Consider the following 21,262-nt stretch of genomic DNA (forward strand, 5'->3'; position numbering starts at 1 on the left):
TAAGAAAATGGTCATAAGCGAAGAATTATTATTTTCCCACGGAGCCACTCTGGAAAGTTATGAGGCAGGAGATGCCATTTTTCAGGAAGGTGTAGCAGCAAAATATTATTTCCAGATCAGACAAGGTACAGTAAAACTGAATACGTTTTTGGAAGATGGAAAAGAATTTGTTCATGGACTTCCTTTTGATGGACATTGCATTGGTGAAAGCTATTTGTTTACCGATCATCATTATGCCATCAATGCTATTGCGGTTACCAGCTGTGAAATTATCAGAATTTCCGGAACCAAACTTCTCGAAATACTACTGGTAAATCCTGAATTACTACTTGAAATTAATAAATATATAGCGGACAGAATGCATTTCAGGTATATGATTTCCAGCTTTCTGGCAATTTCGGATCCTATTATAAAACTTATGAAGCTTTTTGATCATATTAAAAAATATTTCGGATTTGAAGAAGCCTATTCATTTCTGATTCCCTACACCAGGCAGCAAATAGCAACCTTAACCGGTCTTCGGGTGGAGACAGTGATCCGGTATGTCAAGAAAATGGAAGAGCAGAAAATGGTTAAAATTGAAAGCACAAAAATTTATTATTAGTTTTCGGTAATTTATTTTCAGTTTTCTGATTATTTTAAAATTAAAACAGGCTGGAAGGTATTTTGGTAAATTCCCTCGGAGATACTTCTGCTTGCCAGATAATACAAAAAGCTGTGTTTACCGGGAAGCGCAATAATAAGATCTGATTTGTCAGATGCCGCAAAGTTTAAGATACCTTGTATAATATTTTCATCATGAGAATAATAGATACTGCTTGGAATTTCCGTTAGATGTTCACGTATATAATCTTCCAGTTCTTTTTTCTGGTTCTTATCCTCTTTTTCGGAGGTATTGATATTTAAAAATGAAAGACGAACATCTTGTTTATGAATAAGAGATTTTTGATGGAACAGTCTTTCTAATCTTTTAATACCCTTAATATCACAGGGAATAAATATATTCTTAATAGGCGAATAATGGTAACTGTTAGGAACAATTAATGTTTTCACAGGACTTGTTCTGGCAATACTGATAATATTCTCAGAAACAAAACTCTCAGTGAAAGAAGTCTGATCATCACTTCCCAGAATAATCAGGTCTACAGAAGGCTGGTTTTTTAAAAGCTCATTGATACTCCTTGTCAGTGTCCAATCACTCAATACCCTGGAAACCTTTATTTCAGTTGATTTTTCAGTGATGATATCCGCTAGCTGATCAAATAACAATTCAGTCCTTTGCAACAGGTTGTTCACACTTTCTTCATTCACAAATGAATGCCCTTCTGCGATGTGCAGATAATCAAACTCAGATTCTCCCGCTGTTTTGAGAAGGATAATATTTTGATATTCGTAGGTTTTTGCCCAGTCTGCGGCAACGCTTACTGCATTTTCCGTAGTTGATGTAAAATCAACAGGTACAAGAATTGTTCTCATTTTGTATCATCTTTTAATGCTTATTCTTCCAGGTTAGCTGTCATTTTTTTTACCAAAAGGAGTGCTTTGGTGACCTCTGCCTCGTCAATACCGTCAACAGCTTTTTTATAAAGATTCAATGCCCATGGATAAACTGTTTCTACAATCTGTTTACCCTTAGGAGTCAAAAAGATCTGTTTATTTCTCCTGTCATTCTTATCAGCTGTTCTTTCCACCAAATCTCTTTTTACAAGACTGTTGATGAGATACGTAATGCTTGATTTGTCTTTACTCACTTTATTTCCTATTTCCTGTTGATTGATTCCGTCATTTCGTGAAAGCAATCCCAGAATTTCGATCAGTTCAAAAGAAAGATCCGGATCATATTCATTAATGCTGTTCCGGATTTTCTGCCGGAGACGGCTTTTCATTTCGCTCATTGCCAGACCAAGTTCCAGAGCCAGTTCTGATATGTTATTCTGTTTTGCAGACATTATATTTTGATAATAATGATTTAATAGGATAAGTTTTATCTTAACAGGTCTTGTAGTAAACTTATCCTATCAAATATACGGAAAATTAGTTTTAATTAAAACTAATTGAGGATGAAATATTCTGTCAAAAAGATAAAACAGCCAATTAAACCTATAGAAATCAGCATTGTAGGATGGTGATGTAATGGTATAAGAAAAGGCATTGATGAATGGGTAAAACAGAAATAAAAAAAGCAGAGATTAATTCCCTGCTTTTTCTTTTTTTACAGCCTGATTCATAATAAGGATAATTCCCAAAAGAAAACATGCAATGATCAGATATCGCCAGGACAGCCCCATTTGATCAGTTACAGTGCCACTTACAGAAATGATAAAACTGGTTACCGAAGTGATCACATATACCAATCCACCCATTAAACCTCCGGCTGTTCCTGCATTTTTAGGAAAGTAAAGCATACTTGTCGTAAAAAAAGAGGTAAATAAAATTCCGGAACAGATATGAATGAAAAAGGCAAAAGGAATCATAATGAAAAGGCTTTCTGCAAAATAGCTGGTGGTGATCAATGCTGCAATCAGAATCAGCTGTAAAAGTATAGGCTGTAGAATTCTTGGTTTAAAATCCAAAGTCAGTCTGCGTTTTCCTATAAATCCTCCAATCATCCATGAGAATCCTAAGATCAGGGTACAGTAGCCAATCACTACCGGAGTAAAATGAAAAGTGTTTTCAATGATAAATGGTCCGGTAATATTGAATAACATTACGATAGAGTAGCTCAGTCCTAAAATGAAAATCCCCAACATGAAAATCCTGTTTTTCAACATCATTTTGTAAAGACTTATATTCTCTGAAAGATCCAGTTTCTTTTTCTGGGGAAGACTCTCTTCACTAAAAAACCACTCAAAAAGAAACAGAAATCCTGCATAAGCGGCCAAAAAATAAAAATTCGCATGCCAGTTAAAGATTTTCTCAAGATATCCTCCAAGGAAAGGAGCCAGAATAGGACCGCAGGACCATACAATGGTGAAGTAGCTCAGATAATGCTTTACCCTTTCCGCATCATAAATATCCACAAAGATAGCACGCGTAGCCACAACAAGTACTGAAACTGCAGCTCCCTGAAGAATACGAAGCAGACAGATCAGTAAAATACTGTTGGTCATTGTAATTAAAATACTGGTAAGTATTAAAAGGAATAAGGCTATCAGTTTGGGACGGTAGCGGCCAATGCTGTCAAGAATTCCCCCTACAAATAATTGGGAAATCCCGTAGCTCAGCAGATATGATGTCAGTGTAATCTGAATATCTTTTTCCGAAACCATCATCTCTTTTGCCATAGAAGGGAACGATGGTAAATAAATATCCGTGACAAAACCGGAAAGCGGGATAGACACGAAAGCCATAATGGTAATTAATCTGATTCGTTGTTCAGATGCTTCTCTCAACATATTCATTCATTTTTTACACTGCAAAAATAAGTCAGGAAATATAAAAATGAATTTTAAAAGACAAAGTAAAAATTGCAAAAATCAAATATTATGGCAGGTTCTTAAATTTTAAGGGTGAAGTCCGTGCATGCTTTTTAAAGAAATTATTAAAATGGGCAGGCTGATCAAACCCCAGAGTATAACCTATCTGGGCAATATCCCAATTGGTATATTTCAGCAGGTTTTTAGACTCTTCAAACATCTTTTCTTTAATGATCTGTGTGGTTGTAAGGTTGGTTACAGATTTCACGGAAGAGTTCAGATGATTGACATGTACGTTCAGATGTGCGGCAAAATCAGAAGGTGTTTTTAAGGCCAGCGGATAAGCAGGAGAGTCCAGAGGAAACTGTTTGTTGAGCAATTCATCGAATAATTTATACAGACGTACATTGGCGGGAAGCTCATTAGGATTGATATCTTCCATACGGTTTTCCAGTGCCAGATGCATTACAGAGGCAAGATTGCTTTTGATACTGCTGCAACGGAAAGGATACGTAGAATTATTCATTCTGTAGATCTGATCAAAATACAAAGTGGCCAGCTGGGTCTGTTCTTCATTGAGAAAAACAACAGGTTTGCTCCATTCTTTGAACATGGAAGTTTTTTTAAACAGATTAAATTCTGAATTTCCATTAAAAAACTCCTGGTTGAACAAACAGAAATACCCTTCCTGAAAATCACTTTCGCACTCCCATGAATAAGGAATGCTTGGAGAAGGGAAGAATAAAGCTGGACCGTCTATAAACAACTGATGTGCGCCATAATGAATAGTCCCTTTTCCAATGATAAAGCTTATTTTATAATAATCACGACGGTTGTAAGGACTTTTAAAACTGCAGTATCTCCGCATGGAAATATTAAAATGGGATTTTCCGGTTTCAAAATCCTCAGAATCAAATATTTTGATCTGATCTTTACGGATGCGTCTGTAATAATCTTCTATCGTTTCCAGCTGATCACTCATAAGTAGAAATTATAAAAATCAAAGATAGGTAAAGTATTATTCATTCAAAATAATTTTAAATGAGATAATAGAAATTAGAATTATAGTCTTCCTCAATAGTTGCAAAACTAAAAAATGATATACCCTATTATATATGCAAATATCTAGAACATCTATGGTTAAAAAGTGGCTGGATTAACCTTTATTAATCTCCAGTTCCAAAATAATGAGACGGCAGTTGAAAAGGTCCGGTTTTTACATTCTTTTTGTAATGCATAAAGAGAAGAATCAATAATAGGTATAAGATCAGAAATTCCCTCTTCAGAACCTACTGTAAATTTTGAAATGATATCCACGGGATCTTTTTTATTTAAAATTATAAGGATTAATCCATTCAAAAAGGATACAGTTGGTGAAAATGCCACTGGCACAGAAATTATTTGTTTAAAATATCCTGTATCATTAAATTTTTAGTATAAAATAATGATAGAAATAGAATAGAGCTGCAATTTTAAAGCGCTAAGAGTTATAAAGTTATTAAGAAGAATTGTATAAAATCAAGTGATGTATATAAGAATATTGTAATACAGAATTATCATAATTTTTATCGATTGATGTTGATTTTTAATGACTTACTTAGAACTGAACTCATGCATTGTATGAAATCCGATTACACGGCTTGTATTCTATAATAATTTGATTTTATTTTAAAAATTAAATTGAATTTGAAAAAGACAAAAAAAAATTATTTAATCCACTATTTTTTTTCGACACAATTAGGCTGGAATCACCATAAAACCTATATTTGCACCCTAAATTTTTAAATAAATGAAAGAACTAATTGAAAAAATCAACGTAGAATTTGAAGCGTTCACAACTGAGGCAAACCAACAAGCGGAAAAAGGAAACAAGGCAGCTGGTACAAGAGCTCGTAAAGCAGCTTTAGAACTTAGCAAACTGTTCAAAGAATTCAGAAAAGTTTCTGTAGAAGAAGCTAAGAAATAATTCACCATTAACCGGCTTTTGAAGCCGGTTTTTTTATGGCCTGAATTCAATAGAGTTTTATTTGAAATCAGATATTCCCACAGAAAACGGATTACCATTTCAAAAGATCAAAAAGACTGTTGTATTGATGTTTTTTTTTTATATTGTAGTTATTGATGAATTTTTATCATTTATTTTTAATGAAAATATTGATAATATGATTTAAAAGTCTCTTTTCTCACTTAATTTTTCACTATCTCCTCAATTTCTTTTATCTTTAAACCAATCAATATATATTATGAGGATAAATAGATTTTTGGCAGTGCCTGCAGTAGTGCTGGCTGCTCAGTTTTCATGGGCTCAGGTAAAGGTTGACCCAAAAGAAAGGCTTAGCCCTGTCGTAAAAAGTTTTGTAGATGAAGTTAATAATAATTCTCAGCTGGAAAATCTGGCCTCTGAACTGTTGGATGGGATAGGTCCCCGCCTTGTAGGAACTCCTGAAATGCTTGCAGCCAACGAATGGAGTGCCAATAAGCTTCGCTCCTGGGGAGTAGATGCCAATCTTCAGCAGTTCGGAACATGGAAAGGATGGCAGAGAGGAACTACTCATGTTGATATGACATATCCGCGCATAAAATCCCTTTCTGCAACACAGCTGGCATGGAGTCCGGCTACAAAAAAAGCGATTGAGGCAGAAGTGATTATTCTTCCGAAAGTATCTTCTAAAGCTGAATTTGATCAATGGCTGCCATCGGTGAAAGGAAAAATTGTGCTGATGGCACAATACCAGAAAATCGGACGTTCTGATGAGCAGATCAAAGAATTTGCAACGCCAGAATTGTATGAAAAGCTTAAAGCTGAAAAAGATCAGGCTGCCAAAGATTTTGCAGCATATATAAAGAATATCGGGTATGATAATAACACGCTTCCCGAAGCATTGGAAAAAGCAGGGGCGGCAGGTATTGCCATTTCAAACTGGACTGGTATTATGGGAGCTAACAGAATATTTGGTGCGAAAACAACCAGAATTCCAATGATCGACATCGATTTGGAAGACTATGGAATGCTTTATAGAATGGCAGAAAATGGAACTCAGCCTAAAATTAAAATTGATGCTCAGTCAAAAGTACTTCCTGAGGCTAAAAGTTTCAATACAATTGGAATGATCAAAGGAAAAGAAAAGCCTGATGAATATGTGATTCTTTCCGCTCACCTTGACTCATGGGACGGAGCTCAGGGAGCTACAGATAACGGAACAGGAACGATCACGATGCTGGAAACCATGAGAATTCTGAAGAAATATTATCCTGATAACAAGAGAACAATTGTAATTGGACTTTGGGGAAGTGAGGAACAGGGACTCAATGGTTCGAGAGGTTTTGTGGCAGATAACCCTCAGATTATTAAAGGAGTGCAGGCTGCTTTTAATCAGGATAACGGAACAGGACGTGTTGTCAACATCAGCGGACAAGGATTTGTAAAAGCTTATGACTATGTAGGAAGATGGCTGGATGGGGTTCCAAAAGCGGTAAGAAGCCATATTAAAACTGATTTTCCAGGAATGCCTGGAGGTGGTGGCTCTGATCATGCTTCTTTCGTGGCAGCAGGAGTACCCGGAATATCTTTAGGTTCTCTGAACTGGGGCTATTTTGGATATACATGGCATACAACGAAAGATACTTATGACAAAATCGTTTTTGATGAGGTGAAAAATAATGTGATTTTAACCGCAGCATTAGCTTATATGGCATCCGAAGATCCTGAATTCAGCAACAGAGAAAAAAGAGTAATGCCTCAGGATGAAAAAGGAGAGACTGTAAAATGGCCTGAACTAAAAGAGCCCAGAAGAAGCTCTAAGGACTATAAATAGTTTTCTTGATTCGAAACAATAGAAGAACAGATGTGATATTCTGATATCTTATTTTTTTTGCCGTTATTGGCTAAACCAATTATTTATTAGTTAAATAATATATGTTTAGCCAATAACGGCATTTTTAATTATGAATTTTCTAAGAATTAGAATGTTTCTCCTCCTCTGAAACTAAAAGGAAAGAGATAAAACTCTGTTATCCTGCATGTGAATTGATTAAACACTGAATAAACTTTTCCATTTTGCTACGGTATTACGGCTCAGCTTAAAATGTAAAGCAAGCCTTGTATTATTAAGGCAATTCTTTTTTTGATACTCGAGAATTTTGCAGATCGTTTCTTTATTGTAAGAACGGTGGGACTGATTGACCTTAATGTTCTGGTTATAATTAAATATGATTCCATTAATTTCTATCACATCAAACGCTGACAGGTTTTTCTTGGCCAAAATCCTTGCACATTCATGCTTCTTTTCCGGATGTTTCAGATCGACAATATCACTGTAAATTTTTTTATAATCAGGTGTCATTGAGGGAGATTTTTTGTGATGATCCATTTGTAATATAATTGTAATATAATGATGTAGATTTTATCAGTTTATAGTTCTTTTTTAATGAACTGTATTTGAATGAAAATAAATACCAGAGTTCGTAAATTAATTCAGGAACGTTTCTCAACCGATCATAAGAATGCTTTCAATGCCTGAAGATAATAAACTAAACTGCCTTTGAACTTTACAACAGCTGTATCCTTTAATACCATTTACGGCTCTAGTACTTGACTTGGTCTTAATATCAACTAAACGATTGACTAGCTAATAAAAAGTATGTAGTTTGTGTTTTCATGTAAAAGTATATTTTCTATTCTATATACTCCAATGTTTTGGATACATCATGTATACAGCTTTTGTTGAATGGTAAAAAATACAGAAATCTGTTACCCGTACGGGTTAATTAGCTCCCAAAAGGCAAAACAGAGTTATTTACTTGAAAATACGTGTGTTTCATTGTGCTGTACATTTGATGTATATGTTATTGGGTGGATCGTAATGCTTATTTTTCTTTAAAATCATCTCTGATGATTGGGCGGAGAATAACAAATCAGGGTAGGTGTAATCATTTCTTTGGAATAGATATCTTCCCAACTTGGAATTAACATCTCATTTCCTATAAAAAAGGCCAAAATAGCGGATTATAGTGTTCCATAGTTTTATTTTAGCTTCTAACTAAAAATACTCTATTTTTCACATATTTATTGAATATTATTTTAAAATAGAGTATTGCACAATAAAACTAATTATAACCATACAAAATATAAATTGATACCTCATCTATTTTTATCTGTATATTTTGCTATCCATTTATAGAGTGTAGTTTTTGGGATTTTATAATCATTTATTATTTCTAGCTTCGTTTTTTTTCCGGTTTCAATTTGTTCCAGGATAAATTCTATGATTTCCTTAGTGTAGATATTTTTCCTAAACTCGGGCAAGGAAGATCTTTTTTTATGAGAAGTATTAGCGGAAATATCCTTTTTCGGAGGAGAAAAGAGTATGAGGTGCTGTGAGTAGGCTCGGAAAAAATCATATTCTAACAGTTTGCTCCACCTCAATAATTTGTCCGTTGTAAGATCTTCTTCAAGGAACATTTGTTCAATTTCAGATTCGGTACATTTCATAAAATTACATACTCTCTGCATGTCTAATGCTTCTTCCTGAAACTTAGCTTTAATAGTACTACCAATATGTATTTTTTTAAAGTTCAAAATAAAAAGTATTATATGATTAAAATTTATTCTCGCAAAAAAAGTAAAGTCTTGAGACTTATTTTCGTTTGGTTGATGACAAAAAAGCGTCTGAATTATAGTGAATGTTTTCACTACATAGCAAACAGATGATATTAATTCCTATTTGAGAAGAAATAATAACAAATAAAATTTTTTATCATTTTTGTTCAAATTTAGCACTGATTATTTTCTTCTACTAAAATCGTCATACAACATAAGTACATCACTTTATATCATACATGTAGGATCAAAAAAATTCCCAAGAAACGGGAGCCGCAAGTTTGATCAGTAGTATAGATCTCTATAAAATCAAAAATGAAAACTGATTTTGTTATTAAAATATTAAAGGAATTTACTTTGTGGTAAGAGGTAAAGCTTAGTTAAATTCTCAATCCAATGACGTGCTTTTGTTTTTATATAGCAAATGAGTCAATAAACTTTCTTAATTTGAATTTATATCTAATATTACAACCATGTAAAATTATTTATACATCAAAAGTACATCATCGATTTTTAAATTTAATAACAGGACATCTGTGTAATGAAAATTTTTTTTGATTGAGAAACATTAGGTTTGTTAGGGTTGTATAGTACTTCAATGAATTTATTCCATATAAATGAAATTCTGTGATTTTTTAATCTGTTATTGTTTTGGAAATATTATTGGTGATGTTTTAATTGATTAATTGATTATTGTATTGTGTTTTCAGTGATAATGCTTTTTGGTTTAATTGGAATTAATGAAAATTTTCAATTATATCGGTGTTTTTTTATAATTTTATGGAAACAGAATTGTAATGTGTAGTTGATTTGAAAAATTTATTATACATATCCTGTTAAGTTGTTTTTAAGTATTGATGTCACTTTTTGTCACTTTAGAAACTTATTATAAAATTTACTATGCAAACACTAAAGCTTAATCAATTTTCGAAAATATTGCTAAGCATCCTAATATGCCTGATATACCTGTCATTTTCTAATTTACTCTATTCTCAGACATATACTCCTCAATATATAGACAGTATGCTGATAAAAGTTAATGAGGATTTAAGGGTAAGCGGTAGAAAGAAAGAATTGATTAACCTTAATAATAAATTTTGCAATATCAGTAAAAAGCAGGATTATGTAAAAGGAGAAGTACTTTCATATATTAATTTGGGTAATATTTATGCTACCGTTGGAATGTATGAGAAAGCATTCCAATATCTGAATATTGCTGAAGAAAATCTCGAAGGAGTTGATGATTATTATCTGCATACAAAATTATATCAGGAGTACGGTCAGGCCAATTATGTGATAGGTCTTTATAAAAAAGCAATTAAGTATAATTCAAAATCAATTTATTATGGTAAACAAATAAAGAATAAGCGCGATCGAGAAATTTTATCAGTGGTTTATGCAAACAGGGCTGACTTTTTAAGAGAAACCAATTCAATTGATTCTTCGTTAATCTATTTACATAAAGCTTCAGAGATAAAACCTACGCCGGTGATCAATTCCACGATTGCTAATCACTATCTGCTTTTTGCTAAAAATGAGGATTCGGCACAAATGTATTTTAACAGAGCGTTTTCTCTTTTAAAACAAAGAGAGTACTGGGATCCTCAGAGAGCTCTTACTTATTTCTATTATGGGAATTTCTTATTTGAAAAACAGGATTATACTTCGGCATTAGACTATTATATTAAATCAGTAGAAATACTCAAAAAAACCCAAAGAATTTATCAGGTTCCCGTATTATACCAAGCTATCGCTAAGACCTATAAAGAATTAAACAACAGCTCAAAAGAAAAGTATTATCTGGAGAAATATACTAAATTAAATGATAGTCTGGAAAAGGTTTGGGATGAATCAATAAATACTTCTGTTGATAAGATGACTCAGGAAAAGGAGAAAGATGATATAGAAAAACAGCATTCCATCATTATATACAATGTAATCGTTTTTGCATTATTAGGTACTCTTGTGATTGTCTATTTTTTCTATCGTAAAAGAATTGCCAAAAAACACAGAATAATAGAGGAAAAAGAATTGGAGACAGAATTCTTAATAAAAAAAATGTCTGCTAATGATGAAAGGCTGATGTCCTTAGCCAAGAAAAATGATCCTTTATTTTTTAATGAATATCAAAGTTTTTATCCTGAGTTCGTTGAAAGGCTTTTTGAAATTAATTCAAATCTATCAATAAACGAACTTTCTTTTTGTGCCATGATACAATTGGGTTTATCTTCTAAAGAAATCGCTCAATATAGTTTTATGCAGCACAGATCGGTACAAACAAAGAAAAACAGATTACGGAAAAAATTAAATATTCCATCCGATGTGGATATTTACTTTTTTTTACAAGGTCTGAATTCCAAATAATATTTTGGAGATTTTGACGAGACTTTTAGACGAGACAGTTGTTTGAAAATAAAAGCTTCCTTAAAGAGAAGCTTTTTATTTTGTAATGTCAGAAATTTGAAATTTCAGCTCTGAAAAGTTAGTAATTGTTAGTTCATACAAGGGGTTAGTGAGCTTTCCAAAACCATATTTACAGAAAATGAATGGCAGTCCATTGGAATTAGCTGAATCATAATCGGTTTGAGTATCACCAATGTATACTGAGTTTTCAGTGGATAATTGATTTCTTTCCATGAGAAGCCGTATGTTTTCAGATTTATTTTTTTGGGTTCGTCCGTGAGACTCAAAATCAACAAACAGATCATTGAATTGATAATACTCTAAAAATGATTCAATATAACCATCCTGACAGTTGCTTACGATGAAAAGTGAACAGGTGCTGGACAGACTCTTTAAAGTTTCTTCCACACCATCATATAAGATTCCGCCTTCCAGGTGAAGTGTTTTATTTTCTTCTGCTACAATTTCAGAAAGGATTTTCCTGGCTTGCAGATCCGAAATACCGGGAATAATATCTTTTACAATATCATGCGCTAATAATCCCATATACTGATTCATATCTTCGGGTTTCAGGGCTTTTTTGATCAGCTGATGTTTACCCAATATTTCATTCCATATTTTGATGATCGTAGCTCTGGAATCCCATAATGTTCCATCCAGATCGAAGATTAGATTCTTTGTTTTCAAAATGATAGTTGATTGGATTAATGTAAGTATATAAAGGTTAAAAACTATATAATCATGCTCAGTTGTACTCTTTTTCTTGCTTCATCCACTTCTGTAACCTTTACGCGAACATGCTGATGAAGTTTTACCACTTCATTGACATCGGATACAAAACCGTCTTTTAGCTGGGAAATATGAACCAGTCCGCTTTCTTTAATTCCAAGATCTACAAAGCACCCAAAAGCGGTAATATTATTGACAATTCCCGGAAGGATCATTCCTGCTTTTAGATCTTTGATGCTTTTAACATTCGGATCGAACTCAAATACTTTTGCCGCCTTTCTTGGGTCCAGTCCTGGCTTCTCAAGTTCTTTTAAAATATCTTTAATTCCTAAAATTCCGATTTCGCCTGTAATGTAGTTCTCTGGTTTTACCAAGGCTATTTTTTCTTTGTTGGCTATCAGTTCATTGGTTTTAATACCTAAATCTTTTGCCATTTTCTCAACCACTCCATAAGCTTCGGGGTGTACAGCAGAGTTGTCCAACGGGTTTTGGGCATTAGATATTCTTACAAAAGCAGCGGCTTGCTGGAAGGCTTTTTCTCCAAGTCTTGGAACTTTTTTAAGCTGTTTTCTGTCTTCAAATGCGCCGTTTTCAGTACGGTAATTCACAATGTTCTCTGCCATTTTCTCTCCGATTCCTGAAACATAGCTTAAAAGTGACTTACTGGCGGTATTTAAATTAATTCCCACTGAGTTTACACATTTCATCACCGTAGAATCCAGCTCATTTTTCAGCTGAGTCTGATCTACATCATGCTGATATTGTCCGACACCAATAGATTTGGCGTCAATCTTTACTAATTCAGCCAGAGGATCAGAAAGTCTTCTTCCGATAGAAACTGCTCCGCGTACCGTTACGTCATACGAAGGAAACTCATCTCTTGCAATTTTACTTGCAGAATAGACTGATGCTCCAGCTTCTGAGACTACAAAAACCTGCAAAGGTTTATCAAATGCAATTTTTTTGATAAAGAATTCTGTTTCTCGGCTTGCTGTTCCGTTACCAATAGAAATAGCTTCAATATTATAAGCATTGACCATGGACCGGATTTTTTTCATAGCCATTCCGCTTTCATTCTGTGGAGCGTGGGGGTAGAGGGTTTCGTTGTGCAGTAAGTCTCCCTTTTCATCCAGGCACACTACCTTACATCCGCTGCGGTAGCCGGGATCTATTGCCAGGATTCTTTTTTCTCCTAAAGGTGGGGCAAGAAGGAGCTGGCTTAAGTTCTCAGAGAAAATTTCAATCGCTTTTTTGTCTGCTTTTTCTTTGGCTTCCTGCAGGGCTTCATTGGAAATTGCAGGTTCCAGAAGTCTCTTGTAGCTGTCTTTTATTGCCAGTGCAATCTGCTCCGAACTTTCGTTATTGGATTTGATTATCGCTTTTTCAATAAAATCAATCGCCTCTTCTTTGTCTATGCCTACATTTGTTTTTACAAAACCTTCTGCTTCTGCTCTCAGCATGGCGAGAAGTCTGTGAGAGGGTGTTCTGCCAAGGCTTTCTTCCCACTCAAAATATTGGGAGAATTTCTGTGCTTCTTCCTCGTCTTTTTTAGCTTTTACCACCTTAGAGGTAATTACTGCTTTGCGCTGAAATAGTCTGCGAAGGTTCTTGCGGACATACATGTTTTCATTGATCCATTCTGCCATAATGTCTCTCGCTCCCTGTAGTGCTTCTTCTTCTGAATTAACTTCATTGTTAATATATTTTGAGGCCAAAAACTGAATGTCATTGGTTTTCTGGCTCATAATAATTTTGGCTAAAGGTTCCAGCCCTTTTTCCTTGGCAGCATCCGCTTTGGTTTTCTTACGCTTCTTGAAAGGCAGATAAAGGTCTTCCAGCTCCTGAATCTCAAAGCTTTCTTCTATTCTCTGCTGAAGTTCAGGAGTTAATGCATTCTGTTCTTCTATTGATTTTAAAATAGATTCCTTTCTCTTAATAATTTCTTCAAATTGCTTACTGATCTTTGAGATCTGTTCAATCTGTATTTCATCAAGATTTCCGGTTTTGTCTTTTCGATAACGGGAAATAAAAGGAATAGTACAGTCTTCTGCTAATAATTGTAACGTATTGTTGATGCTCTTTTCTGAAATATTCAGCTGTCTCTGTATAAATTCTACGATCGTCATTGTTCTGTTTTCGGATAGCTAAAATAAGGTTTTGGATGAAAATAAAGTGGAATTTATATAATTTAATACATATGATGTTTAATTTATTATTTATATTAACTCCGTTTACGATTCAATAACCTAATGTTGTATATATAATTAATTTGTTTATATTTGCAATTAGAATTTACATGATTCAATAACTTACTTCATTAGGTTGATTGAATCGGTTGTGAATTGCTTTCAAATTTTTAAGATTGATAACCTCCATAAGTTTGGAGATGGATAAAACGAAAAATCCCTTGATGCTGCAACATCAAAGGGATTGTAACTTAGAATTAAATGTTTAATTTTTTAAATTGATTAAAATGGATTTAAAAAATCTTATTTGCTTTCGTTCATTTAAGCATTGGCGAAGCAAAAAGATAGTTCATCTATCTAAGCCTTTCTGTTTTTATTGCAAAAAGCGTAAATAAAAACATTTCAATTGGGCAGTTTTTTAACTGCCTAATTGTTTTGCAAATATACTAAAATTGTATGATTTGTTGAATATTGAGTTTTATTGCTATTAATAAAACGGAAAAAGGCGAGTTGCCCCGCCTTGAATGTTTTCACAACGGAATAATCCTTATTGTGAATTGCTTTCAAAATTATTGATACAAATATAGAAGAAATATTTTTTAGTTGATTTACGGAAAACCTCATTTTTTATATTTTTTTTCTTTCTATTTTTATTTACTTTAAAAAAACGGATACTTATGATTAGAAATATACTTGGACTGGACTTGGGAGTTTCATCTATTGGTTGGGCTTATGTTCAGGAAGATTCTAAAAACGCTGAAAACAATAAAATCATAAAATTAGGAGTTCGCGTAAATCCCTTAACTGTTGATGAACAGTTGAATTTTGAAAAAGGAAAACCGATCACAACCAATGCCGGAAGAACTTTAGCCAGAAGTGCGAGAAGAAATCTTCAAAGATTTAAACTTAGAAGGTCAAATCTTATAGATGTTCTAAAGAAAAATAATATTCTTAAAGAATTCGACTTACTTGCCGAAGCTGGCAAAAATTCAACATTTCAAACTCAGGAACTAAGAGCAAAGGCTGCAAATGAAAAAATAGAACTTTCAGAATTTTCCAGAGTTTTGCTTCTTATTAATAAAAAAAGGGGGTATAAAAGCAGCCGTAAAGCTAAAAATGAAGACGAAGGACAGATTGTAGACGGAATGGCTGTTGCCAAAAAATTGTATGAAGAGAATTTAACACCCGGAGAATATTCACATCAACTTTTACAACAGGGTAAAAAACAACTGCCTGATTTTTACCGTTCAGATTTACAGGCAGAACTTGATAAAATCTGGGATTTTCAGAAACAATTCAATCCTGAAATTTTCACCAATGAACTTTATGAAAGACTTCGGGGTAAGAATAGAAATGCAACCTGGAAAGAATTGGAGATTCCATTTTCTCTTGTAGGTATCAAGCAGACCGGGACGATGCAGGAGAAAAAAGCAGAAAGATACTTTTGGAGAAGCGAAGCGGTGAAAAAACAATTGGATTTTGAAAGCCTAGCTGTTGTATTTCAGGAGATTAATAGCAATTTAAATAATTCCAGCGGTTATCTTGGTGCAATAAGTGATAGAAGTAAAGAGCTTTATTTTCATAATCAAACGGTTGGAGAATATTTATTTCAGCAGTTGAAAGAAAACCCTCATACAAAGCTTAAAAATCAGGTTTTCTACAGACAGGATTACTTAGATGAATTTGAGAAGATATGGGAAACTCAATCAAAATATTATAAAGAACTAACGAAAGAATTAAAGCAGGAGATTCGGGATATTATTATTTTCTATCAAAGGAAGCTCAAATCACAGAAAGGTTTAATCAGTATCTGTGAGTTTGAAAACAGGGAAATTGAAGTAAAAGAAAATGGAAAAACAAAAAAGAAAACAGTTGGGCTAAAAGTGGCACCGAAATCCTCTCCGTTGTTTCAGGAATTTAAAATCTGGCAGGTTCTGAATAATTTACAATTTCAAAATGTAGATACAAAGGAAATATTCCCAATAGATTTAGATTTTAAGCAATCTATTTTTGATGAAGTCAATATAAAAGGAAAACTTTCTGCAAAAGATGTTTTAGATCTTGTTGGATATTCAGGAAAAGAATGGAAAACTAATTTCAAAGATATTGAAGGAAATTATACTAATGAAAATTTATATACTGCTTTTCTAAAGATTATTGCCAGTGAAGGAATAGAATTCCCAAAAGAATTTAAATTGACCATTGATGACGAAATTAAAGTTTCTAAAGTAAATGCTTCTGCAGAAATTATAAAATTATTTGTCAGAGAAAAGTTTTCAGGATTAGGAATTGATACTTCTGTTCTGGATTTTAATCCGGAGTTGGAAGGAAATGATTTTGAAAAACAGGCTTCTTATCAACTGTGGCATTTACTGTATTCTTATGAAGGCGATGATTCTCCTTCAGGGAACGAAAAACTTTATGAGTTACTGCAAAAAAAAATCGGGTTCAAAAAAGAACATTCCAAAATAATAGCTGAAATTGGTTTTCCGCAGGATTATGGAAGTCTGAGTTCTAAAGCAATGCGAAAGATCTATCCATATATTAAAGAACATAAATATAGCATAGCCTGTAATTATGCGGGATACAATCACTCTAAAAATTCATTGACCAAAGAGCAACTGGAGAACCGAATTTTAAAAGAGAAATTGGATATTCTTCCCAAAAATTCTTTACGAAATCCAGTAGTCGAAAAGATTTTAAATCAAATGATTAATCTTGTGAACTCTTTAATTGATGAATATAGTGAAAAAGATAAAGAAGGACAGATTGTTAAATATTTCAAATTTGATGAAATAAGAATTGAATTGGCTCGAGAACTCAAACTTAATGCCGAAGAACGCGCTACGATGACTTCTGAGATTAACAAAGCTACCATACAACACCAGAAATATGCAGAAGTTTTGCAAAGGGAATTTGGTATAAAAAGTCCTTCAAGAAATGATATTATCCGATATAAATTATACTTAGAATTAGCAAATAATGGTTTTAAAGATTTATACACCGATGTGAAAATTGAAAGAGAAAATTTATTTACAGATAAATACGATATCGATCACATTATTCCGCAATCCCGATTTTTTGATGACAGTTTCTCCAATAAAGTTTTAGTTCCGAGAAGTGCTAATCTTAAAAAAGGAAATTTTACGGCTTTCGATTATCTTGAGATTGAAGGAAAAGAAAAATTAGAAAAATTCCTCAATATCATAAAAGATCTGTATGACAAAGGATCAATTACCAAAGCAAAATATGAAAAACTACAGAAGAAAGGATCTGAAATAGGAGAGGGTTTTATTGAAAGAGATTTGCGAAACACACAATATATTGCCAAAAAATCGAAGGAAATACTTTTTGGAATCACAAATGCTGTAATCCCAACATCAGGTAGAATAACGGATAAACTTCGTGAGGATTGGAATCTCGTCAACACAATGAAAGAGCTTAATTTGGAAAAATACAGAAAATTAGGTCTTACAGAAATAGTTATTAATTCAAAAGGAGAGGAGAAACAGAGAATTATAGACTGGACAAAAAGAAATGACCACCGTCATCACGCAATGGATGCCTTAACGGTTGCTTTCACTACCCTTAATCACATTCAGTATTTGAATTATTTAAATGCGAGAAAAGATGAAAAGCATAAAGAGCATCAAAATATTTTTGGTATCGAAAATTTAATTACAGAAGTCATTGAAAAGAAAAACGGGTCAAAGGAAAGAAGATTCAAAGAGCCTATTAAAAATTTTAGAGCAGAAGCTAAAAAGTATTTAGATGAAATATTAATTTCACATAAGGCTAAAAATAAAGTAGTTACCCAAAACATTAATAAAATTAAGAAAAAGGGAAGTGTAGTTGCAAAAACTGAACTGACTCCAAGAGGTCAGCTACATAAAGAAACGATTTACGGAAGTTCAAAATTTCTTAAAATAAAAGAAGAAAAAATATCAGGAAAATTTGATGCAGAAACAATTCAGAAAGTTCAGAATGAGAAATACAGGAATGCTTTACTGAACAGGTTACAGGAGTTTGGCGGAGATTCTAAAAAAGCATTCACCGGAAAAAATGTTATTTCTAAAAATTCAATATTTCTTAATGCTGAAAAAACGGAGCAATTACCTGAAACGGTAACTTTAGCTTGGTATGAAACAGGTTATACCATCAGAAAAGTTGTTAATCCCGATAATTTTAAAGATTTTAAAAATATTGAAAAAGTTATTGATAAAGGAGTTCGGGATATTCTAACCGAAAGATTAAAAGAATTTAACGGAAACTCTAAAGAAGCCTTTTCTGATTTGGAAAAAAATCCGATTTGGCTTAACAAATCAAAAGGAATTTCAATAAAGACGGTTACTATTACAGGAATTAATAATGCCGAAGCTCTACATTACAAAAAAGATCACTTAGGAAAGTATATTTTAGATGAAAACGGTCAAAGGATAGCTGTTGATTTCGTCAGTACAGGAAATAATCATCACGTTGCAATTTATGAAGATGAAAATGGAAACCTACAGGAGAAAGTTGTGAGTTTTTATGAAGCCGTTGAAAGAGTGAATCAGAACTTACCTGTTATTGATAAAGAATATAATTCTGAGTTAGGTTGGAAATTTTTATTTACAATGAAGCAGAATGAAATGTTTTTATTTCCATCAGAAGATTTTGATCCTAAAGAAAATGATTTATTTGATGAAAAGAATCTGAGTTTGATTTCTAAAAATCTTTTTAGAGTACAGAAATTCACAATTAAAGATTATTTCTTTAGACATCATTTAGAAACAACAGTTGAAGATAATTCTGCATTGAAAGGCATCACTTGGAGAAGAGAAGGATTGAACGGATTAAAAGGTATTTTAAAAGTTCGTTTGAATCACTTGGGAAAAATAGTTCAGGTAGGAGAATATTAAATTCTAAGATATGATCACCCGTTCCATCTACATCGGCAATCCCGCTTACCTTAAGCTCAAAGACGAGCAGATGAAAATCCTCTGCCCGGAAACCAAAACGGAAAAGGGGAGTGTCCCTGTGGAAGATTTGGGATTATTGATGCTGGATCATTATCAGATTACTATTTCGCACCATCTGATTCAGAAAATGATGGGTAATAATGTCGTGGTGGTGAGTTGTGATGCCCATCATTTACCGCACGGAATAATGCTTCCGCTGTATGGTCATACCGAACATTCTGACAGAGTGAAGGATCAGCTTGAAGCGAGCGAACCGTTGAAGAAACAGCTTTGGAAGCAGACCGTGGAATGTAAGATCGAAAACCAGAAAAATGTTCTGATGAAACTGGGGAATTACTATGAACCGATGATTGAATATCAGAGAAACGTAAAATCCGGCGACATTACGAATATGGAAGGAATTGCAGCGCAGCATTACTGGAAATACCTCATCAGTCTGGACTTTTTGAGGCAGCGTTTCGGAGATTCACCCAATCAGTTTTTCAATTTTGGATATGCCGTGCTCAGAAGCGTTGTCGCAAGAGCCATCGTAGAAACCGGACTGTTGCCGGTTCTCGGCATTTTTCATAAAAATAAATACAATCCGTATTGCCTTGCCGATGATTTAATGGAACCTTACCGTCCGTTTGTTGATCTACTCGTGATGCAATGGCTGAAGATTCATCCGGATACCGAAGAACTGACAAAAGAATTTAAAGCGCATATTCTCCAGATTGCGACCAAAGATGTGCGTATTGATGACAAAACAAGACCGTTGCTGGTTGCTGTAAAAACAACCGCTTCTTCGCTTTACAAATGCTATACAGGAGAAAAGCGACTGATTTTCTATCCGGAATTGATTTAATTTTTTTATGGCAGCTTTATCCGCCCTCCGTTCCCGCTTTTTTGCAGATTTCCAACCGCATTTTTCCAGCACCAAAATCTGCAAAAAGAGCTCCACTCAGGTCGGGCTGCAAACGTTACGATAAACAAACAATAGTCACCAAAAATGAACGCCGAAAGGTTTAATGCATACCGAATTATGTGGGTTTTAGTATTATATGACCTCCCGACCGAAACGAAAGCGAATATGAAAGATGCGAACCGCTTTCGGAAGGCATTAATTGATGACGGCTTTACGTTATTTCAGTTTTCAATGTATGTACGCCACTGTCCAAGCCGTGAAAATGCTGAAGTTCATATTAAGAGGGTAAAATTTATGCTTCCAAAAGCCGGGAAAGTGGCCATCATGTGCATTACAGATAAACAGTTTGGAGACATCGAGATCTTTTTTGCCAGAAATAAAGAAGAGCCGCCACCAACTTTCCAGCAGCTTGAATTATTCTAAATTTTAATTTCTAAAAATAAAAATAATCTACTGGTTTTCAGTAGATTATTTTTTGAGGCTGTGACTCATCACGAAGATAATAATTTTTGAAAGCAATTCACAACCAATAATTGTCAATTATTTATAGCAACCCAGCTGTGACTCATCACGAAGATAATAATTTTTGAAAGCAATTCACAACTGATGGAAAAGTCTCATTAACCTTATAATTGCTGTGACTCATCACGAAGATAATAATTTTTGAAAGCAATTCACAACTAGACCGGCTCAATGTTTGAGGTTTGTTTTGCTGTGACTCATCACGAAGATAATAATTTTTGAAAGCAATTCACAACGATAATGATCATTTTATCTGTATTGATCCCGCTGTGACTCATCACGAAGATAATAATTTTTGAAAGCAATTCACAACAAAAGTCGCGTTAATTCTTGGTTTGTTAGGGCTGTGACTCATCACGAAGATAATAATTTTTGAAAGCAATTCACAACATGATGTTAAAATTTATTTGTTTGAAAAGAGCTGTGACTCATCACGAAGATAATAATTTTTGAAAGCAATTCACAACCCTTTCGCCGTTTTTTACAATATAATTCGCGCTGTGACTCATCACGAAGATAATAATTTTTGAAAGCAATTCACA

Annotated in this window: 16 protein-coding genes and 1 CRISPR repeat array; of the genes, 7 read left to right on the forward strand and 9 right to left on the reverse strand. The window is 33.6% G+C overall.

Going from position 1 to position 21,262, the window contains the following annotated elements; genetic code table 11:
• Nucleotides 1-7: 7 nt before the first annotated feature.
• Complete coding sequence (locus EK417_RS19030; RefSeq protein ID WP_110366344.1) at nt 8-604, forward strand: Crp/Fnr family transcriptional regulator; 597 nt, start codon at nt 8-10, stop codon at nt 602-604.
• Nucleotides 605-633: 29 nt separating this feature from the next.
• Here the strand turns inward: EK417_RS19030 and EK417_RS19035 are convergent, their stop codons facing one another.
• The 5 genes from EK417_RS19035 to EK417_RS19055 form a co-directional block, all read right to left on the reverse strand.
• Nucleotides 634-1,476 (reverse strand): universal stress protein, encoded by an 843-nt coding sequence (locus EK417_RS19035; protein WP_136523059.1) that lies wholly within the window; start codon nt 1,474-1,476, stop codon nt 634-636.
• A 20-nt stretch (nt 1,477-1,496) separates the two neighbouring features.
• The gene (locus EK417_RS19040; RefSeq protein WP_110366342.1) at nt 1,497-1,949 is read right to left on the reverse strand and encodes a MarR family winged helix-turn-helix transcriptional regulator; all 453 of its coding nucleotides are present in this window, start codon (nt 1,947-1,949) and stop codon (nt 1,497-1,499) included.
• Between the two features lie 240 nt (nt 1,950-2,189).
• Nucleotides 2,190-3,395: an MFS transporter gene (locus EK417_RS19045; protein ID WP_076597885.1), complete on the reverse strand. Its 1,206-nt coding sequence runs from the start codon at nt 3,393-3,395 to the stop codon at nt 2,190-2,192.
• 88 nt (nt 3,396-3,483) lie between these two features.
• Nucleotides 3,484-4,398, reverse strand: a complete 915-nt coding sequence (locus tag EK417_RS19050) for a helix-turn-helix domain-containing protein (RefSeq protein WP_136523060.1) — start codon at nt 4,396-4,398, stop codon at nt 3,484-3,486.
• Nucleotides 4,399-4,556: 158 nt separating this feature from the next.
• Nucleotides 4,557-4,808: a hypothetical protein gene (locus EK417_RS19055; RefSeq protein ID WP_136523061.1), complete on the reverse strand. Its 252-nt coding sequence runs from the start codon at nt 4,806-4,808 to the stop codon at nt 4,557-4,559.
• 397 nt (nt 4,809-5,205) lie between these two features.
• On the opposite strand from EK417_RS19055, the gene EK417_RS19060 reads away from it, so the two are divergent.
• Both EK417_RS19060 and EK417_RS19065 read left to right on the forward strand, forming a co-directional pair.
• Nucleotides 5,206-5,382 (forward strand): BF3379 family histone-like protein, encoded by a 177-nt coding sequence (locus tag EK417_RS19060; protein ID WP_076597882.1) that lies wholly within the window; start codon nt 5,206-5,208, stop codon nt 5,380-5,382.
• A 277-nt stretch (nt 5,383-5,659) separates the two neighbouring features.
• Nucleotides 5,660-7,231 carry a M28 family peptidase gene (locus tag EK417_RS19065; protein ID WP_136523062.1) on the forward strand — a complete coding sequence of 524 codons (1,572 nt, stop codon included), beginning with the start codon at nt 5,660-5,662 and terminating at the stop codon, nt 7,229-7,231.
• 216 nt (nt 7,232-7,447) lie between these two features.
• Here the strand turns inward: EK417_RS19065 and EK417_RS19070 are convergent, their stop codons facing one another.
• Complete coding sequence (locus EK417_RS19070) at nt 7,448-7,786, reverse strand: hypothetical protein (protein WP_076597510.1); 339 nt, start codon at nt 7,784-7,786, stop codon at nt 7,448-7,450.
• A gap of 770 nt (nt 7,787-8,556) precedes the next feature.
• Nucleotides 8,557-8,994 carry a transposase gene (locus EK417_RS19075; RefSeq protein ID WP_076597511.1) on the reverse strand — a complete coding sequence of 146 codons (438 nt, stop codon included), beginning with the start codon at nt 8,992-8,994 and terminating at the stop codon, nt 8,557-8,559.
• 1,044 nt (nt 8,995-10,038) lie between these two features.
• Between EK417_RS19075 and EK417_RS19080 the strand changes: the two genes are divergently transcribed.
• Nucleotides 10,039-11,379, forward strand: coding sequence for a LuxR C-terminal-related transcriptional regulator (locus EK417_RS19080; RefSeq protein ID WP_076597512.1), 1,341 nt, complete (start codon nt 10,039-10,041; stop codon nt 11,377-11,379).
• Between the two features lie 75 nt (nt 11,380-11,454).
• Here EK417_RS19080 and EK417_RS19085 read toward each other — a convergent pair whose 3' ends face one another.
• Nucleotides 11,455-12,105: an HAD family hydrolase gene (locus EK417_RS19085; RefSeq protein ID WP_168802035.1), complete on the reverse strand. Its 651-nt coding sequence runs from the start codon at nt 12,103-12,105 to the stop codon at nt 11,455-11,457.
• A gap of 44 nt (nt 12,106-12,149) precedes the next feature.
• Nucleotides 12,150-14,273 (reverse strand): Tex family protein, encoded by a 2,124-nt coding sequence (locus EK417_RS19090; RefSeq protein ID WP_136523064.1) that lies wholly within the window; start codon nt 14,271-14,273, stop codon nt 12,150-12,152.
• 740 nt (nt 14,274-15,013) lie between these two features.
• Here EK417_RS19090 and cas9 point away from each other — a divergent pair.
• From cas9 to cas2, 3 genes are all read left to right on the forward strand, one after another.
• On the forward strand, nt 15,014-19,234 hold the full coding sequence (gene cas9 / locus EK417_RS19095; protein ID WP_136523066.1) for a type II CRISPR RNA-guided endonuclease Cas9: 4,221 nt from the start codon (nt 15,014-15,016) through the stop codon (nt 19,232-19,234).
• Nucleotides 19,235-19,244: 10 nt separating this feature from the next.
• A complete protein-coding gene (gene cas1 / locus EK417_RS19100) occupies nt 19,245-20,138 on the forward strand; it encodes a type II CRISPR-associated endonuclease Cas1 (protein ID WP_136523065.1) in 894 nt (297 codons plus the stop codon).
• Between the two features lie 144 nt (nt 20,139-20,282).
• Nucleotides 20,283-20,621 carry a CRISPR-associated endonuclease Cas2 gene (cas2, locus tag EK417_RS19105; protein ID WP_007842732.1) on the forward strand — a complete coding sequence of 113 codons (339 nt, stop codon included), beginning with the start codon at nt 20,283-20,285 and terminating at the stop codon, nt 20,619-20,621.
• 57 nt (nt 20,622-20,678) lie between these two features.
• A CRISPR array of direct repeats spans nt 20,679-21,187; the repeat unit is 47 nt; unit sequence GCTGTGACTCATCACGAAGATAATAATTTTTGAAAGCAATTCACAAC.
• Nucleotides 21,188-21,262: the final 75 nt, after the last annotated feature.

Source organism: Chryseobacterium candidae (assembly GCF_004916905.1).
Classification (GTDB): Bacteria; Bacteroidota; Bacteroidia; order Flavobacteriales; family Weeksellaceae; genus Chryseobacterium; species Chryseobacterium candidae.